At 63.2% G+C, this 14483-nt stretch carries 16 protein-coding genes; 9 read left to right on the top strand and 7 right to left on the bottom strand.

What is annotated here, in order from left to right:
- The first annotated feature begins 238 nt into the window (after positions 1-238).
- Entirely contained in the window at positions 239-2242 is a 2004-nt protein-coding gene (locus tag AS9A_RS00475) for an N-acetylmuramoyl-L-alanine amidase (protein ID WP_013804909.1), read from the top strand.
- Positions 2243-2300: 58 nt separating this feature from the next.
- Here the strand turns inward: AS9A_RS00475 and AS9A_RS00470 are convergent, their stop codons facing one another.
- The 3 genes from AS9A_RS00470 to AS9A_RS00460 are packed head-to-tail and all read right to left on the bottom strand — an operon-like array spanning position 2301 to position 4730.
- Positions 2301-3140, bottom strand: a complete 840-nt coding sequence (locus AS9A_RS00470; protein ID WP_013804908.1) for a Cof-type HAD-IIB family hydrolase — start codon at positions 3138-3140, stop codon at positions 2301-2303.
- A 37-nt stretch (positions 3141-3177) separates the two neighbouring features.
- Entirely contained in the window at positions 3178-3969 is a 792-nt protein-coding gene (locus tag AS9A_RS00465) for a lysophospholipid acyltransferase family protein (RefSeq protein WP_013804907.1), read from the bottom strand.
- Positions 3966-4730, bottom strand: coding sequence for a lysophospholipid acyltransferase family protein (locus AS9A_RS00460; RefSeq protein WP_013804906.1), 765 nt, complete (start codon positions 4728-4730; stop codon positions 3966-3968). Before AS9A_RS00460 ends, AS9A_RS00465 begins: the two co-directional genes overlap by 4 nt.
- 89 nt (positions 4731-4819) lie before the next feature.
- Between AS9A_RS00460 and AS9A_RS00455 the strand changes: the two genes are divergently transcribed.
- Positions 4820-5335, top strand: coding sequence for a PaaI family thioesterase (locus AS9A_RS00455; RefSeq protein ID WP_041450755.1), 516 nt, complete (start codon positions 4820-4822; stop codon positions 5333-5335).
- On the opposite strand, the gene serS is transcribed toward AS9A_RS00455, so the two are convergent.
- Together serS and AS9A_RS00445 are read right to left on the bottom strand one after the other, a co-directional pair.
- Positions 5332-6591 (bottom strand): serine--tRNA ligase, encoded by a 1260-nt coding sequence (gene serS / locus AS9A_RS00450; RefSeq protein WP_013804904.1) that lies wholly within the window; start codon positions 6589-6591, stop codon positions 5332-5334. The two genes, AS9A_RS00455 and serS, sit on opposite strands and share 4 nt — an antisense overlap.
- A gap of 44 nt (positions 6592-6635) precedes the next feature.
- The gene (locus AS9A_RS00445; protein WP_013804903.1) at positions 6636-7055 is read right to left on the bottom strand and encodes an ankyrin repeat domain-containing protein; all 420 of its coding nucleotides are present in this window, start codon (positions 7053-7055) and stop codon (positions 6636-6638) included.
- A 74-nt stretch (positions 7056-7129) separates the two neighbouring features.
- Here AS9A_RS00445 and AS9A_RS00440 point away from each other — a divergent pair, with 74 nt between their 5' ends.
- The 5 genes from AS9A_RS00440 to AS9A_RS00420 all read left to right on the top strand — a co-directional run bounded on the left by AS9A_RS00440 (position 7130) and on the right by AS9A_RS00420 (position 11192).
- Positions 7130-8266 carry a septum formation family protein gene (locus tag AS9A_RS00440; RefSeq protein WP_013804902.1) on the top strand — a complete coding sequence of 379 codons (1137 nt, stop codon included), beginning with the start codon at positions 7130-7132 and terminating at the stop codon, positions 8264-8266.
- A 15-nt stretch (positions 8267-8281) separates the two neighbouring features.
- A complete protein-coding gene (locus AS9A_RS00435; protein ID WP_083826407.1) occupies positions 8282-8632 on the top strand; it encodes a metallopeptidase family protein in 351 nt (116 codons plus the stop codon).
- Positions 8633-8803: 171 nt separating this feature from the next.
- Positions 8804-9112 carry a PE family protein gene (locus AS9A_RS00430; RefSeq protein WP_013804900.1) on the top strand — a complete coding sequence of 103 codons (309 nt, stop codon included), beginning with the start codon at positions 8804-8806 and terminating at the stop codon, positions 9110-9112.
- A gap of 23 nt (positions 9113-9135) precedes the next feature.
- Positions 9136-10425 carry a PPE domain-containing protein gene (locus AS9A_RS00425; protein WP_013804899.1) on the top strand — a complete coding sequence of 430 codons (1290 nt, stop codon included), beginning with the start codon at positions 9136-9138 and terminating at the stop codon, positions 10423-10425.
- On the top strand, positions 10422-11192 hold the full coding sequence (locus tag AS9A_RS00420; RefSeq protein ID WP_013804898.1) for an ESX secretion-associated protein EspG: 771 nt from the start codon (positions 10422-10424) through the stop codon (positions 11190-11192). The genes AS9A_RS00425 and AS9A_RS00420 overlap by 4 nt, the downstream gene beginning before the upstream one ends.
- A 13-nt stretch (positions 11193-11205) precedes the next feature.
- On the opposite strand, the gene AS9A_RS00415 is transcribed toward AS9A_RS00420, so the two are convergent.
- Both AS9A_RS00415 and pheA read right to left on the bottom strand, forming a co-directional pair.
- Complete coding sequence (locus tag AS9A_RS00415; RefSeq protein ID WP_013804897.1) at positions 11206-11862, bottom strand: histidine phosphatase family protein; 657 nt, start codon at positions 11860-11862, stop codon at positions 11206-11208.
- A complete protein-coding gene (gene pheA / locus AS9A_RS00410) occupies positions 11859-12776 on the bottom strand; it encodes a prephenate dehydratase (RefSeq protein WP_013804896.1) in 918 nt (305 codons plus the stop codon). The genes AS9A_RS00415 and pheA overlap by 4 nt, the downstream gene beginning before the upstream one ends.
- A gap of 109 nt (positions 12777-12885) precedes the next feature.
- Between pheA and AS9A_RS00405 the strand changes: the two genes are divergently transcribed.
- On the top strand, positions 12886-13674 hold the full coding sequence (locus tag AS9A_RS00405; RefSeq protein ID WP_013804895.1) for a DUF2470 domain-containing protein: 789 nt from the start codon (positions 12886-12888) through the stop codon (positions 13672-13674).
- A gap of 20 nt (positions 13675-13694) precedes the next feature.
- Positions 13695-14483 (top strand): CPBP family intramembrane glutamic endopeptidase, encoded by a 789-nt coding sequence (locus AS9A_RS00400; RefSeq protein ID WP_013804894.1) that lies wholly within the window; start codon positions 13695-13697, stop codon positions 14481-14483.

The raw sequence follows: 14483 nt of genomic DNA, 5'->3' as shown, positions 1-14483 counted from the left end.
GCGGGCGGGTCCTATGGGGCGGCCCTCATACACACATTCCCGGTCATGTCACGACCGGGTACTCCAGATCTTAACCACATAGAGACTGTTCAGTGCGTTACCTGTGTTGCTGGGGTGCCTATGGTCTTTGCAGTGACTGAAGGGTCTGTTGTGCATTGACGGGACAGCCGTGAATGTGATGGGCCGAAATCGACGTCACGCAAGAGCGACCAGACCGCAGATCAAGGGAGTCACTGCGTTGCCGAAACACCACCCGAAACGATTGCTGTCGCTGAGTGTTGCCGCCGGTGTCGCTGCTGCTGGCTCGCTAGCGGGAATCGGATTCACAAGCAACAGTCCCGGCGTGATCAACGCTGCAGAAGAAACCGACCACGAGCCCACGTCGATCGAAGAAGTGCCAATCAACCCAGGCACAACCTCCGCCATCACGGGCATCGGAGGGGCGCCCGGGCACATCTCTGACGACGGAGATGAACCCGTCGTCCGCGAGATCAGCCAGGACACCCCATTCAACATGTTCGGCCTGACCTGGGAGGGTGAAGGCGACCCGGAGGCCTGGGTTCGTGCGCAACTCGAAGACGAAACCTGGACCGACTGGTTCGAGGTCGAGCCGATCGACGCATCCAGCTACGTCAACGAAATCGAGGAAGGCCGGACCGCAAGCGAGGTCGTCTTCGTTGGTGACACCAACCGGGTCCAGATCAGCATTGGCGGCAAGGTCAACCCCGTGCTGAGTGGTGACACCGAACCTAGCGAACCGATCGCACCCGAAGACGCCGCACCGAACGACGGGGCCGCCGCGGACGAGGCGCCCGAAGGTGCACCAGCCGAAGCACCTGCCGACGAGGTGCCAGCCGAGGCACCTACAGATGAGGCGCCCGAAGAGGCGCCCGGCGAACCAGGCGACATCTCTCGGCCCCTGATCGCACAGCCACCCGCACCTGAGCGGTCCGGCACTGCTGAGAACCTCACCGCGATTCTCGTTCGCCCGAGTCGCGCCCCGATCGCCGATGCACCATCGGACGTCTCTGATCCAGTTGACATCGCGGGGGTGCCGACGAAACCAACGGTGATCAGCCGAGCTCAGTGGGGCGCCAACGAAGGCATCCGCTGTAACCAGCCCCGGGTCAACGGTGGCCTTGGAGCCGTTGTCGTGCACCACACGGCCGGCAACAACAACTACACGCAGGAGCAGTCGGCGCAGATCGTCCGCGGCATCTACGCGTACCACGCGCAAACACTCGGCTGGTGCGATGTCGGTTACCACGCCCTGGTTGACAAGTACGGCCGCATTTTCGAGGGCCGTTTCGGCGGAATGGAACGGGATCTACAAGGCGCTCACACCGGCGGCTTCAACGTCAACACTGCCGGGTATTCGATGATCGGGCACTACAGCAACGTGACGCCGCCACGTGCTCAGGTCGAGGCGATCGGCAAGCTCGCGGGCTGGCGCCTCGCACTCGAGAACCTCAGTGCCACCGGCAACTCGCTCCACTACTCTGAGGGCACCTCGTTTACATGGATTCCGCAGGGCCAGAGCGTCCGTCTGCCGAATATCTTCGCGCACCGTGACGTCGGTTACACCGAGTGCCCAGGCAATCTCGGGTACCAGCAGATGGCAACCATTCGGAACATTGCTGCCGAATATCAGCAGTCAGCTTCGGGTGGCACTCCGCCACCAAGCAACGGCGGTGGGGGCGACAACCCACCCACAACTCCGCCGACGACTCCTCCAACGACGCCACCGTCAACCCCTCCCCCCGGTGAAGGCTCAGTGACGCCTCCGGTGCGGGGGAACTCGGGATGGAGTTCCAGCGACCTGCTTAGCGCGATCGACAACCAGCTGCCACGGCTGCTCGCTCAGCTTCGCACCGACGCTAGCGATCAGGTCGGGGAAGAAATTGCCCGCCGCTGGTACACCCTTGGCGGCGCTGAGGGCCTCCTAGGCACTGTCGTTGAAGGCATCAGCGATGCCTCCGGCGACGTCAGGAATGCCAAGTTCGAGAACGGAACGATCTACTGGTCCGAAGAAACCGGTGCACGTGCTGTTTGGGGCGCCATCGGTGAGAAATGGGCCGCGTTAGGTGCAGAGCAGTCCGATCTCGGCCTGCCGATCACCGAGGAGTTCACTGTGCCTGAGGGAGTTCGGACGAACTTCCAGAACGGATACCTCGTCTTCGACGGTACGACCGGCACGGTCGACGCTCACCTCAGCGCGGAGGCAGCTCCCGCCGAGGGATGATCCGCTGAACACAAGGGTGGCCCGCGTTTCAACGCAGGCCACCCTTTGCGTTTCGGGGTCATCCCCACCAGTGTTCGAGGACATGGGCAACGCCGTCGTCATTGTTGGTCTTCGTGATCTCGTTCGCTGCGATGACCGCGTCGCGGTGCGCGTTACCCATCGCAACACCATGCTTCGCCCATGCCAGCATGGGTACATCGTTTGGCATGTCACCGAAAGTGACGGTTTCGGCGGGGGTTCTGCCGAGGCGCTCCGCAGCCCATGAGAGTCCCGATGCTTTGGTGACGCCGGGCGCGGAGAGCTCGATCAATCCGTGATTCGTAGAGAAAGTGATGTGTGCGCGATCCCCTACGAGGGGCAGGAGTGCGGCTCGAAGATCAGCGCTCGCTGCACCAGCTTTACGCACGAGTAGCTTGATCGCAGGTGCGGACAGCACTTCAGTTGCGGACAACTCCACGTTGTCCGGGTTCAGCCACGCGTGCTCGTAGCCGGGTGCGCTGACGAATTGCGGCGACGCCGCGTCATGGGCGCTGCGCCCCACCCGTTCGGCCGCGAGACCGCAACCCGGGATGGCTGTCAGGGCGCAATCTGCCAGCCATTCCAGCGTTTCCACTGGTAGCGTGCTCGCCGTTAATATCTGGTCCGCCGAACTGTCGTACACCACCGCACCGTTCGCGCAGACCGCGAGCGGCGCATAGCCAAGTTGCTCGATGATCGGCTTCAGCCACCTCGGGGGACGTCCAGTGGCGAGCACAAATTGGGCACCGTCGGCGACGGCCGCGGAGATGACTCTCCGTGTGCGGTCAGTGATGCGGTCTTGATCATCGATGAGGGTTCCGTCGACATCTGAGCCGATGAGCCGTGGCGGCTCGGATGGCCGGTGAGGTAGCGAAGTCACCCTACTATCCTGCCCCGCGATCCAATCCCGCGTTTACTCAGGCGTCCCGGTTCCGCTTCCGGGCGCGCCGCTCAGCAATTTCCTCGTTATCCAAGAGGGTTGCCTCATTGAGAGTCGGGGCGCCACCACCAAGGCGCTGCGGAACCCACCACGCACCTGACGGATGGGCACCGTACTGCTGCTGAGCGTGCTCGAGCAGCTGCTGCATACTCGACCTCACTGACAGCACGAGCTCGTCGAGTGGTTGCGTCGGGAGTATCGGCTCGCCGATGTGTAGGCGCAGCGGTGTCCGCGAACGGTGCAGATTTTTCGGTTTGCCTTTGGTCGCTATCCGTTGGCTGCCCCACAGCACAGCCGGGATGATCGGCACGTCCGCGTCAATCGCCATCCGGGCGACGCCACTTTTGAACTCCTTGAGTTCAAAGCTGCGGCTGATGGTTGCTTCCGGAAACACTCCCAGAAGGGCACCTTCACGGAGTGCTGCGACCGCTGCCTGGTAGGAGGCTGCACCGGCTTCCCGATCCACGGGGATCGTACGCGTGAGTGTGACGATCGTTCGCGATAAGGGGTTTCGCCACAACTCGTCCTTGGCCATATAGCGGACTGCCCGGCGAACGCGAAGCGGCCCGAACCCTGCATACATTGGATCCATGTAACCGGTGTGGTTGATCGCGTAGACAGCGCCACCCTGGCGTGGAACGTTCTCCGCACCTACCACGGTGAGCTGGGCTCCCTGGTAGGCCCGAATGATGTAGGCGAGCAACACGAAGAATCCGTATGCCAGCACAGCAATTGAGCTGGCGACTGTCTCTCGCGCGCTACGGATCATTGAGGCCCTGCTTGTTCTCTGGCCTTTCTGGCCGCTATGCGCGCCTCCGTGTCCCGACGATCCAATTCGGTTGCTTCCTCCAGCGTTGGGGCACTGCCCCCGAGTCGCCGCGGGACCCAGTACTCGCCCTGGGGGTGCGGGCCATACTCATCCTGAACCTTCAGCAGCATTTCTTGCATGACGCCCTTCACCTTCGCTGTGAGTTCGGCGGCAGGCTCGAACGGGGCGATCGGTGCGCCGACGGATACGGAGATGGGCGTGTTCGTTCGGCCCAGCCGCTTGGGGTGGCCCTTGGTCCACACACGCTGCGCACCCCAGACAACGATCGGGATGATCGGGACGTTGGCTTCGATCGCCATACGCGCGGCGCCAGATTTGAACTCTTTCAGCTCGAAACTGCGGCTGATTGTCGCCTCGGGGTACACGCCCACGAGTTCGCCGTCGCGCAGCGCCTGAACTGCCGCCTCGTAGGCACCTGAGCCGGCTACCCGATCGACCGGAATATGCTTGAGGGAACGCATGATTGGGCCAGTGATGCGATGGTCGAACACTTCCTGCTTGGCCATGTACCGGATGTAACGCTTTGCGGGAACCATCGCTTTGCCCGCATACAAGAAATCCAGATAGCCGGTGTGGTTCACGGCGATCACCGCGCCGCCCTTCCGGGGCATGTTCTCTTCTCCCTTGATGGAGAATTGGAGTCCCTGGGCGCGGAAAAGAACTTTTGCAATGGCAACGACAGGGCCGTAGACAGGTTCCACGCGCCCTAGCCTAGCGGGTAATCCGGACATTGTCCTTCGGGATTCGGGGGCGGGACGCGACCTCAGCCGCTTCGGGGAGAATGCAGGCTATGGCATCCAATGGGTCTTCAAAACGACGCGAGCGCCAGTACTCCTGGGTGGATCCGATGGCGGTGCGCGGAAAGCACTTCGAATTGAGCGGTCTCGAGTTCCTCCGCGCGCTTGCCTCCGGCGAACTAGAGCACTCCCCTATCGCACACACCCTTGGCTTTCGAGTGACGGAGGCGAAGGAGGGCTCAGCCACAATCGAGCTGGAACCGGCGGAGTTTCTCTACAACGCAGTTGGTTCCGTGCACGGCGGTGCCGTTACAGCGATTGCTGATTCCGCGATGGGGTTCGCGGTGAGCACCACGCTCCCGGCATCCGTCGGTTATACGACGCTCGATCTCAACATCCGGTTTCTCAGGCCAGTGACTGAAGAGACCGGCACGATCAGAGCGACCGGCTACGCCGAGCACAGCGGGCGGACGACCGCGACCGCGCGCGCTGAGATCCGCGACAGCGACGACCGCCTGCTTGCGAGCGCTACCGCCCGCTGCATGATCCTCCGGCCGGAATCTTCCTAGTTGTTCGGCGTCAGCAGTTCAGTGCCCACGAACGGGACGAGCGCAGCTGGCACCCGGACGCTGCCGTCTGCCTGCTGATGGTTCTCGAGCAGCGCGACGATCCAGCGTGTGGTCGCCAGCGTGCCATTGAGGGTTGCGGCCATCTGCGGTTTGCCGTTCTCATCTCGGTACCTGATGCCAAGGCGGCGGGCCTGGAACGTCGTGCAGTTCGATGTCGACGTCAATTCCCGATAGGTCTGCTGGGTGGGGATCCAGGCTTCACAATCGAACTTGCGCACAGCCGACGAGCCGAGATCGCCAGATGCGACATCAATGATCCGATAGGGAACTTCGATCGCCGAGAGCATGTCCTTCTCCCACCCGAGGAGCCGGTTGTGCTCAGCGGTGGCCTCGTCTGGCCGGCAGTACGAGAACATTTCGACTTTGTCGAACTGATGGACACGGATAATTCCGCGCGTGTCCTTGCCGTAGCTGCCAGCTTCCCGCCGGAAGCACGACGACCACCCAGCGTAACGCCGCGGCCCTGCGCTGAGGTCAAGAATCTCACCCGAGTGATACCCCGCTATCGGTACCTCAGACGTCCCGACCAGGTACAGGTCATCATCCGCGAGATGATAAACCTCGGCAGCATGCGCGCCGAGGAAACCTGTACCAGACATGATTTCTGGACGCACCAACACTGGCGGGATCATCGGGGTGAAGCCCGCGGCGACTGCCTTCTGGATAGCAAGCTGCAGCAAACCGAGCTGAAGCAGAGCGCCGTACCCCGTGAGGAAGTAGAAGCGAGCACCTGAGACCTTTGCGCCGCGTTCCATATCGAGCAGACCCAGCGATTCTCCGAGCTCGAGATGGTCCTTCGGGTTTTCGATCGATCGCGGCTCTCCCACAGTCTCGAGCACCGCGAAGTCCGCTTCGCCTCCGACGGGAACGTCTGGATGCACGATATTGGAGATCGCGCGGTGCGCCTGCTGCATACGGTCGTTAGCCGCGCTCTCATCGGCTTCCGCATCTTTAACCCGCTGTGCGAGTTTGGCGGCGCCGTCGAGCAATTCCGCGCGGTCTTCAGGCGACGCTTTGCCGATGCGCCTTCCGAGTGCCTTGTGTTCAGCCCGCAAGTTGTCCGCGGACGCTACAGCCGAACGGCGTTCTGTGTCCGCCTGCAACAGCGTATCCACTAGACCGGCGTCTTCACCACGGGCGCGTTGTGAGGCGCGGACCGCTTCTGGATCCTCACGGAGGAACTTAAGGTCGATCACAGCTGAACACACTACTGCGCGGGGCTGGCAACTGTCTTATCGTGTTACTCGCCTGGGCCAGTTACGGGCGCCGACTCCAGCAGCCGCACATAGTCTTCGCGCCCGAACATCGTCGCTGCGGCGATAGCCGGTGGCACGCCCGTGTAGGGGTCCGCACCCGCGCGCACGAGCGTCGCGACAATCTCGTCCTCGCCCTTGAATACTGCGCCCGCAAGTGGTGTCTGGCCGCGATCATTTTGCTGATCCACATCGGCACCCCGCTCGACGAGTAGCGTGACGACCTCCGCATGCCCGTGGTATGCCGCAAGCATCAGCAAAGTGTCCCCCTTCCCGTTGGACAGATTCGCTGGCACTCCGGCGTCCAAGTATGCGGCCAGCGCTCGTACATCACCCCTGCGTGCCATGTCGAAGAGGCGTCCCGCGAACTCGGCGAGTTCGGCATCGTCCGTCTCGGCGTCGCTCATTCTTCGACCGTACCGGGGGCGAATTCCGGGAGCCCACTCGTCCCCCCGGCGAAATGCGTGCATCATAGAGGCCGATGACGAACGAACACGATGAGCGTGACGAACCGAGCAGCGGTGACGATGCCGCCGCCGATCAGCCATTAGATTCGGCTGCTGCGCCCGGCTCCGAGGAGCCTGGAGAAGGTGTGAACAGCGCGCCGACAGACAGCACCGCGACGACCGCGCCCAAACGGCCGCGCAAAGGCCTTCGGATCGCCGCGCTCGTCGTCTTACTAATCCTGGTAGCCGGCGGAGTGACGAGTTTTGTCCTCACCCAAGATTTTGGTGAGCAGGAGGACGAACCCTCACTGACAACTGTCGCCGCGCCCGAAACTGGTGCAGTAGCGGGTGAAGCGTTCGCGTCCGCGGAGGCAGGCGACTGCTTGTTCTGGGAGGCGGGCGACGCCGGTGACCTTTCGCTCGTTGAGTGTTCGGAGGAGCACCGCTTCGAGGTCGCGTCCGTAATGGACCTAGCGCACTTCCCGGGCGGTGAGTTCGGCGCGGAAGCCGAGTTCCCTTCTGAACTTCGCTTCGCGGAACTTCGCGCCCAGGTATGTGAACCGGCCGTCTCGGACTATCTCGGAGCTCGGTTTGACCCTCGCGGCAAGTTCAGCGTTAACCTGATCAATCCGGGGGAAGCGGGCTGGAACGCAGGCGAGCGAACGATCCGGTGCGGTCTGCAGAACGTGGGTACCACTGGAGAAGTTTTCCCGGTTCGAGGCCATGCTGCTGACCAAGATCAGTCCGTGACCTGGGAGCCGGGCGAGTGTATCGGGATCAACCATGACATCCCCACGGACCCCGTTCCGTGCGAGGATCCCCACGCGTTCGAGGTCGTCGGAATTGTCAACCTGGTTGACGAGTTCGGGGAGGGCTATCCCTCGCCTGACGATCAGGACCGATTCCTTGATGAGCGGTGCCGCCAGCTGAGCGCAGAATTCTTGGGGGGCCCCGAACGGCTCGAGGAGCTCGGCCTCACCGCATTCTGGGATACGCGCACGCTCTCGAGCTGGCTTGCGGGGAGTCGTTTGGTGAATTGCGCGGTCGGCGCGCAAACCGAAGGTGCTGGGTTCGCGACGATCGCTGGTTCGGTGCGCGGAGAGTTCACGATCAACGGGCAGCCGCCCGGTGACGCCCCGGCTCCTGATGCTCCCGAAGACCCGGAGAACTGAGGACTGAACCAGTCGATGCCTGTAGCTATGACCGACGAGCGTTTCGAAGAGCTCGTGTCTGATGCGCTCGATCTCGTTCCGGAGCAGCTTGCGCGCGCGATAGACAACGTCGTCGTGCTCGTGGAGGAACGTAATGAGGAAGAACCGGACCTGCTCGGGCTTTACCATGGTGTTGCGCTTACCGAACGTGACTCGTTCTACGCTGGCAGCCTTCCTGACACCATCACGATTTATCGCGATGCGCTGCTGACAATGTGCGAGTCCGAGGATGACGTGGTCCACGAGGTAGCAGTGACTGTCATCCACGAAATCGCCCACCACTTCGGTATTGACGACGACCGCTTACACGAACTCGGCTGGGCCTAAACCTCAGCACACGACGGCACGCTCCACCGAATTTCGTTACTCCCGAAAATTTCGGTGAAGTTCGCGGAACCAAGTGGGGTTTCGCTGCGTCGGTCTATAGCGGGCCGGTGAGATCGATGACATCGCATCTCTCTCGAGGACCCATGTCCGCTGACAGTGGGAGGTTTCGCGGTGGGGGATCAGCTGTATGTCAATCCAGAAGCGCTTTGGGAGGCCGCACAGCGGCTGGAGGCGATGGCGCATCGGATCACTGCCGATCTAGCGAGATGCGCATCCGCGCTGAGCCCTGTGCCAGCGGGGCTGGATGAGGTTTCACTCGCGGCAGCCCGCTGGAGTTCCTCGGCTAGTTCCAGTCTCAACCACCGCACGCATGCTGCCGTCGCTGAGTTGCGGGCGGCCTCGGGTGCGCTGGCAGCCATCGCGGCGGACTATTCGGCGAATGACGAGACGTTCAGCGCAGCGCTGCACGCTCGTTCGTGACCACAGCTGTCAGGGGTAACGACATGGGATTCACAGGCATTGTCTGGGCGTTGCGTCGAGTCGTACGGCTCGCGACCGACCTTCGCGGCGGAGCGCGATCAGGCCCAATGGCTACAGCAAGCGCGCAATGGTCAGACATGAGCACCACACTTGCCGAGACGGCTGACCAGATCGCGGCAGTCACCCGCTCTCTCGGTGAGAGCTGGCGCGGCGACGCGGCCGCCCGGGCGCTGCCCAAGCTCGGTCAAATGGAGGCCTGGCTACGCGCAGCCAGCGTCACGGCCAGCTCGGTGAGCACACAGGCCCGTCTCTGTGCATCGGGATACGACGCTGCGAACGTGGCAATGCCCACTGAAGCGGAGATCTTGGCTGCCCAGGCGATGAAAGCCGCCGGCGCTGCGGCTCCTGGCGTCGCTAGCGGGCTGACTGCCGCGGGCGAGGGCATGGAGCGGGCACTCGACATCCGGGCTGCCGCAGCGATGCACGGGTACGAAGCGGCATGCTCCCCTGTCGGTGTTGCTGTCGACTTCCCGGCCCCGCCAGCTCTTACCAACCTTCAGAGCGCGGAGCCGCAATCGAATCCGGACGGTGCGATTCCGGATGACGTTTCGCTCTCGACCACGCCTGCGTCTGCGTTCAGCAACGTCGGCAGCTCTGGTCCCGCCCACATCAGCCCCGCGCAGGTCTCGCCCGTCGCTGGGGCACTGTCTGGGCCCACTACTCCGCTCGCAGCCGTCACTCAGGGGGCCTCCCACCTGTCGCACGCTGCACATTCCGCCGCGACGATCGCGGGCGTCTCGGCGGCAGCCGTGCGTTCAGTTTCCTCAGTCCTCGGAACTATTGCCGGACCCGCCTCCGGAAGTTCTACGTCGTCCGCAGGTGCGGTGCAGTCCACAGCACCACGATCGAGCGTTACCACGCCCCTTGCGACAGTCAGCGCAAGCCTTGCGGTGGGCGCCATACCTGCGAGCGATCGGCTCCTTTTATCGCGGGGAGCCATAGGTGATGAGCTTTCAGGACACACTCGCGATGCCGATCAGCGAAGCTCACGGGCGATCCGCACGCCTGATGGCACTGGGGAGGCTGGACGGGGTGTTTCGCATCGGACTACACCGGTTTCAGGAGCGCGGGACACGGTGACGCCCGCGGCAATGCCCTACGCACCATTCGCCGGACGCGCAGTCGCATCCGCCGAGGAGGACGACGTCCGCCCCCTCAGAAAGGCTGCCGGTCCCAGAGAGTCCTTTGACACGGGTCCAGCTGGGCAACTCGTCTGTCCTCCGATCATCGGCGCGAATGCTGGGGGGCGGTGACCGTGATACTGGCGCCGCAACTAACGAACGAGCTCGAGGCAGCAACAGTCACGGTTTCCGAACTGGCCGCGCTGCAGTCCTTCGCAGGAATCGAGGAACTGCCGGTGGCTCTGCAGGTCCCGCTCGCGAGCGAAAGCGCGCACCATATCGATAACCTGTCCCGACGCGGCCTGGTCACCGACGGGTATGTGCACCCTGACCTCGCTGATTGGCTGCGCACGCTCATGCTTGCTGAACATGAGGTCACGATCCGGCGTATCGCGGTAGCCCAGCCCGAGCGAATGGTGATCTCCTGGGGAGGTCGCCGTGGCTCGCCGGTGGGTGCCGTCCGCACCGGAGACATCATCAGAATTGCGGCGATCACCGGTGCACCAGCCGCGCCGCTGCGGCGGTTCCTCGGCTCTGTTCCCGCTATGCGAGTGCGCGATGTGCGAGCCCCGCGCGAAGATCTTCTGGAGGCGCTCGGGATGGCGGGAGAGCCAGCAGGAGCGGAGTCTGCGTTCAGGCGCCTCGGCGTTCCCGCTCAGGACGCCCGCCGATTAGTGGATGCATTTTCACGATTGACGGGGATGTCAGAGATCGTCGCCGGCGCACCTCGTGCGGGCAGCATGATCACTTCAGGGGTGTTCGACACCCCGATAGGGAGGCTGATGACAATACCTGCCTGCCCGGGAGACCCACCGTGGCTAACGCTATGTGGTGGCAGCGACGCCCGTATCTCGGCACTTCTCAAGGGGTTGTGCTGGGCGATGCCGACAGGCTCCTGAGCAGCCCCACAGGTCAGCCCATCACGTCACGAACGTGTTCAGCCACGTCGGTGAACGGTGCTTTGAGTTGACCCCACTGGCCAAGTTCCCAGCCACCCCGGGTCGGCTGAAGCTCAACGACCCCCGTGTTCTGAAGCCTATTCATGATCGCGAACATCGGGGTAATCCCCGTGAGCCTTGCAGCAACCAGCCTGATCACCGCGCCGTGACTAACAACAACGACCGTTCCGTTGTCGTCTGCCAGGTACTGATCATGAAGGTCGCCGATGACGGGTAAATAGCGGTCCAGAACGTCGTGCCCGCTTTCACCACCCGGGATCCTCACCGAGTAGTCACCGTGCATCCATGCTGAGTACGCATCGAGGTAGAGACGATGCGCTTCGCGGTCCGCGCGGTCTTCGAGTTCACCTGCCTGAATCTCGTGGATACCCTCGACAATTTGAAGTTCACGGCCAAGCGTCCTCGACAAAGGGTCGGCAGTCTGCTGCGCACGCAATGCGATCGAACTGACGAGCGCGTTGCACGTCCAGGACTGAGCGTCCTTCGCGAGCGCGCTCGCCTGTTCGTGTCCGCGCGCGGTCAGCCCGGCGCCGGGTGGCCGCGTGTCCAGTTTCTGGAGAATATTCGATTCTGATTCAGCGTGCCTTACCAGCACCAGGCGCCCACTCATAGTGTCCTGTCTCCCCGGCGCAAACGCTCAAGCCACGCCGATACCGCGGTGTCGTCAGGAGGCGGACACCCTCCTGACACTACTGTCGGCCAGGATCCCAGAAACCTCACTTCTCCGCCACCGCGACGGAGAGCTTTGAGCGCCTCACCGACGGCCGAGTCGTCGATATGGCCGATGCAGTCGAGGTAGAAGCGGTATGTTCCCATTCCTGTCCTGGTAGGCCGCGACTGAATTCGGCTGAGATCTATCCCGCGGAGAGCGAACTCGTTCATCGCCTTCGCGAGTGCGCCGGGCTCATTTGGCAGGCCAAGAACGATCGACGTGCGGTCACGACCGGTGCGCGGGGGCGGCGGGCCGGGCTTCGTCACAAGGACGAAGCTCGTTCGGGCCCCCTCGACGTCAGCGACTTCGTCCGCAAGGATCTGGAGGGAGCGCTGGCGAGCGGCGAGGAGCGTCGAAATGGCTGCGTCGGCCCGGTTCGCGGCAACATCGTCTGCCGCAGCGGCGTTGGAGGCGGCGGGAACGATCCGGGCATGTCCGAGGTTGTCGGAGAGCCAACTCGAGACTTGGGCGGCGGCAACGGGGTAGGCAGCGATAGTCCGCACGTCCTCCAGGGAGGTTCCCGGGCGCGCCGCGACAGTGAACGCGATCGCAAGTTCGGTTTCCGCGATGATCTGCAGCCGCTCACCACGCGCAAGCGCGTCCAGTGTGGGCACCACCGGTCCTTCGACGGAACTTTCGATCGGAACGCAGGCCATCTCAGCGTGCCCGTTCCGGACGAGGTCGAGTGCCGCAGGCGGGCTGGCGGCTGGGATTCGCTCTACCGTGTCTCGCACGGTTCCTGCGGCTTCCATCTGCACGAGTGCCGCTTCAGTGAAGGTTCCGGCTGGTCCGAAGTAGGCGATTCGCTGCACGCATAAGAGCGTACGTGCCCGGGCCTTCCCAGGCAGCTTAAGTACTAGCACTTCCACCGGAAGGATAAATTGGTTAGCCTTACCTCACCTACTCGAGAGGATGCGATCGATGGCACACCGATCACCGGGCCAATACGGCCCCAACGCCGCGGAGCGGGTCCGGTCCGCATTTAGCCGCGCCCGCACCGCTGTCCTCGCGCTCGACGGAACCGATCCGGTGGCGACGTCCGTTCACCACTTCGACGGCATCGGGGGCATGATCATTGCGGTCCCTGAGGATTGCGCCGCCACCGCCCTGACATGGCAAGCTTGTACTGCGGGAATGCCCGCCGTCCTGGAATTGACCGACGAGGCCCCAGTTGAGCTGCGCGAACCGGTGCGGGCACTCGTATGGATCCGCGGGCAACTGTTCCCGATCGATCCCGACGCTCTCGCAGCGACTGCGGCACGAATCGCGGCGACCTCCCCTCACGTCGAGCTTCTCGACGTCGGCCACGGTATGACCCTGCTGCGCCTCGAGATGACATCCACGGTTGTGGCCGATCACACTGGCGCGGAAGCTGTCCCTGTCGACGCACTCGCGGCAGCCGAGCCGGACCCCTTCTGCTATGTCGAAACGTGCTGGCTTCGTCATCTCGACAGTGACCACACCGATATGCTGGCAATGATCACCCGTAAACTTCCCGCGTCGGCGCGCGCCGGCACTATCCGCCCCCTCGGACTTGATCGCTACGGACTGCGTTTGCGGGTCGAGCATTCTGGCGCGAGCGACAACGCGGATCAAGACATCCGCATCGCGTTCCCTGCCCCAGTCAGCACTCCCGACCAGCTCAGTCAGGCTCTGCGCATTCTGATGGGCTGTCCATTCCTGAATGGGATGCGCGCGAGAGGCCAGTAACGCTGCTAGCTTGACTCAAGGTGAGTATCCGTACCTGGTTCAGGCCCGACCTCCGCCACCTGCCCGAGCCGGAGCCTGACCCCCGCCAGCGGCGACTGCTGTGGATCGAGGTCGGCCTAGTCGTCTTCATCACTCTCGGGATTCAGGGTCTATTCAGTGTCCTTACGTTTGCCGAAGCCTGGCTCGATCCGCGACCGATCGCCGAACAGACCGTCGCGCTGAACGTGACGCGGTCTGATTCCGCGATCATCGACTTCGCGCGGAACGCACTTCTCGTCGTGCGCTTGCTAGCGTGGGCCGGGCTTGCTGGATTTCTGCTGTGGCGGACGGGTGCCGCCACCTGGCTGGCCGCCCAGCTGCGCCTGAGACGTGCTGACATTGGCGCCGGACTCGTCCTCGCGGCGGTGATTGGCCTTCCCGGCCTCGGGCTTTACGCAATCGGCCGCACCCTCGGGATCACATTGGAGGTCGTCCCCAGCGCATTGCAGGACAGCTGGTGGCAGGTGCCGATGCTGGTCGCCTCAGCGATCGCGAATTCCGCCGCTGAGGAAGTCATCGTCGTCGTGTATCTCCTCATCCGGATGCGTCAACTCGGCGTCAGCCCAAACGCGGCGCTTGCCGCATCAGCCTTGATCCGCGGAAGCTACCACCTCTATCAAGGAATCGGCTCCTTCGGGGGCAACATCGTCATGGGCATCGTTTTCGCCCGCTACTTTCAGGTAAGCGGACGGGTATGGCCGCTGCTCATCGCGCATGCCGTAATCGACATCGTCGCCTTCGTCGGGTACATCCTCGTGGTCGCGCGCTAG

The sequence above is a fragment of the Hoyosella subflava DQS3-9A1 genome (assembly GCF_000214175.1).
Classification (GTDB): domain Bacteria; phylum Actinomycetota; class Actinomycetes; order Mycobacteriales; family Mycobacteriaceae; genus Hoyosella; species Hoyosella subflava.
Note: the sequence above shows the minus strand (reverse complement) of the source record. Positions and strands in the feature narration are given on the sequence as shown.

Excerpts from the sequence above, each read along its gene's own strand:
- AS9A_RS00455 (WP_041450755.1), top strand. The coding sequence starts at position 4,820 with ATGGCATCCAATGGGTCTTCAAAACGACGCGAGCGCCAGTACTCCTGG.
- AS9A_RS00465 (WP_013804907.1), bottom strand. The coding sequence starts at position 3,969 with ATGATCCGTAGCGCGCGAGAGACAGTCGCCAGCTCAATTGCTGTGCTG.
- AS9A_RS00405 (WP_013804895.1), top strand. The coding sequence starts at position 12,886 with ATGGCACACCGATCACCGGGCCAATACGGCCCCAACGCCGCGGAGCGG.
- AS9A_RS00445 (WP_013804903.1), bottom strand. The coding sequence starts at position 7,055 with ATGAGCGACGCCGAGACGGACGATGCCGAACTCGCCGAGTTCGCGGGA.
- AS9A_RS00440 (WP_013804902.1), top strand. The coding sequence starts at position 7,130 with ATGACGAACGAACACGATGAGCGTGACGAACCGAGCAGCGGTGACGAT.
- AS9A_RS00425 (WP_013804899.1), top strand. The coding sequence starts at position 9,136 with ATGGGATTCACAGGCATTGTCTGGGCGTTGCGTCGAGTCGTACGGCTC.
- AS9A_RS00435 (WP_083826407.1), top strand. The coding sequence starts at position 8,282 with ATGCCTGTAGCTATGACCGACGAGCGTTTCGAAGAGCTCGTGTCTGAT.
- AS9A_RS00415 (WP_013804897.1), bottom strand. The coding sequence starts at position 11,862 with ATGAGTGGGCGCCTGGTGCTGGTAAGGCACGCTGAATCAGAATCGAAT.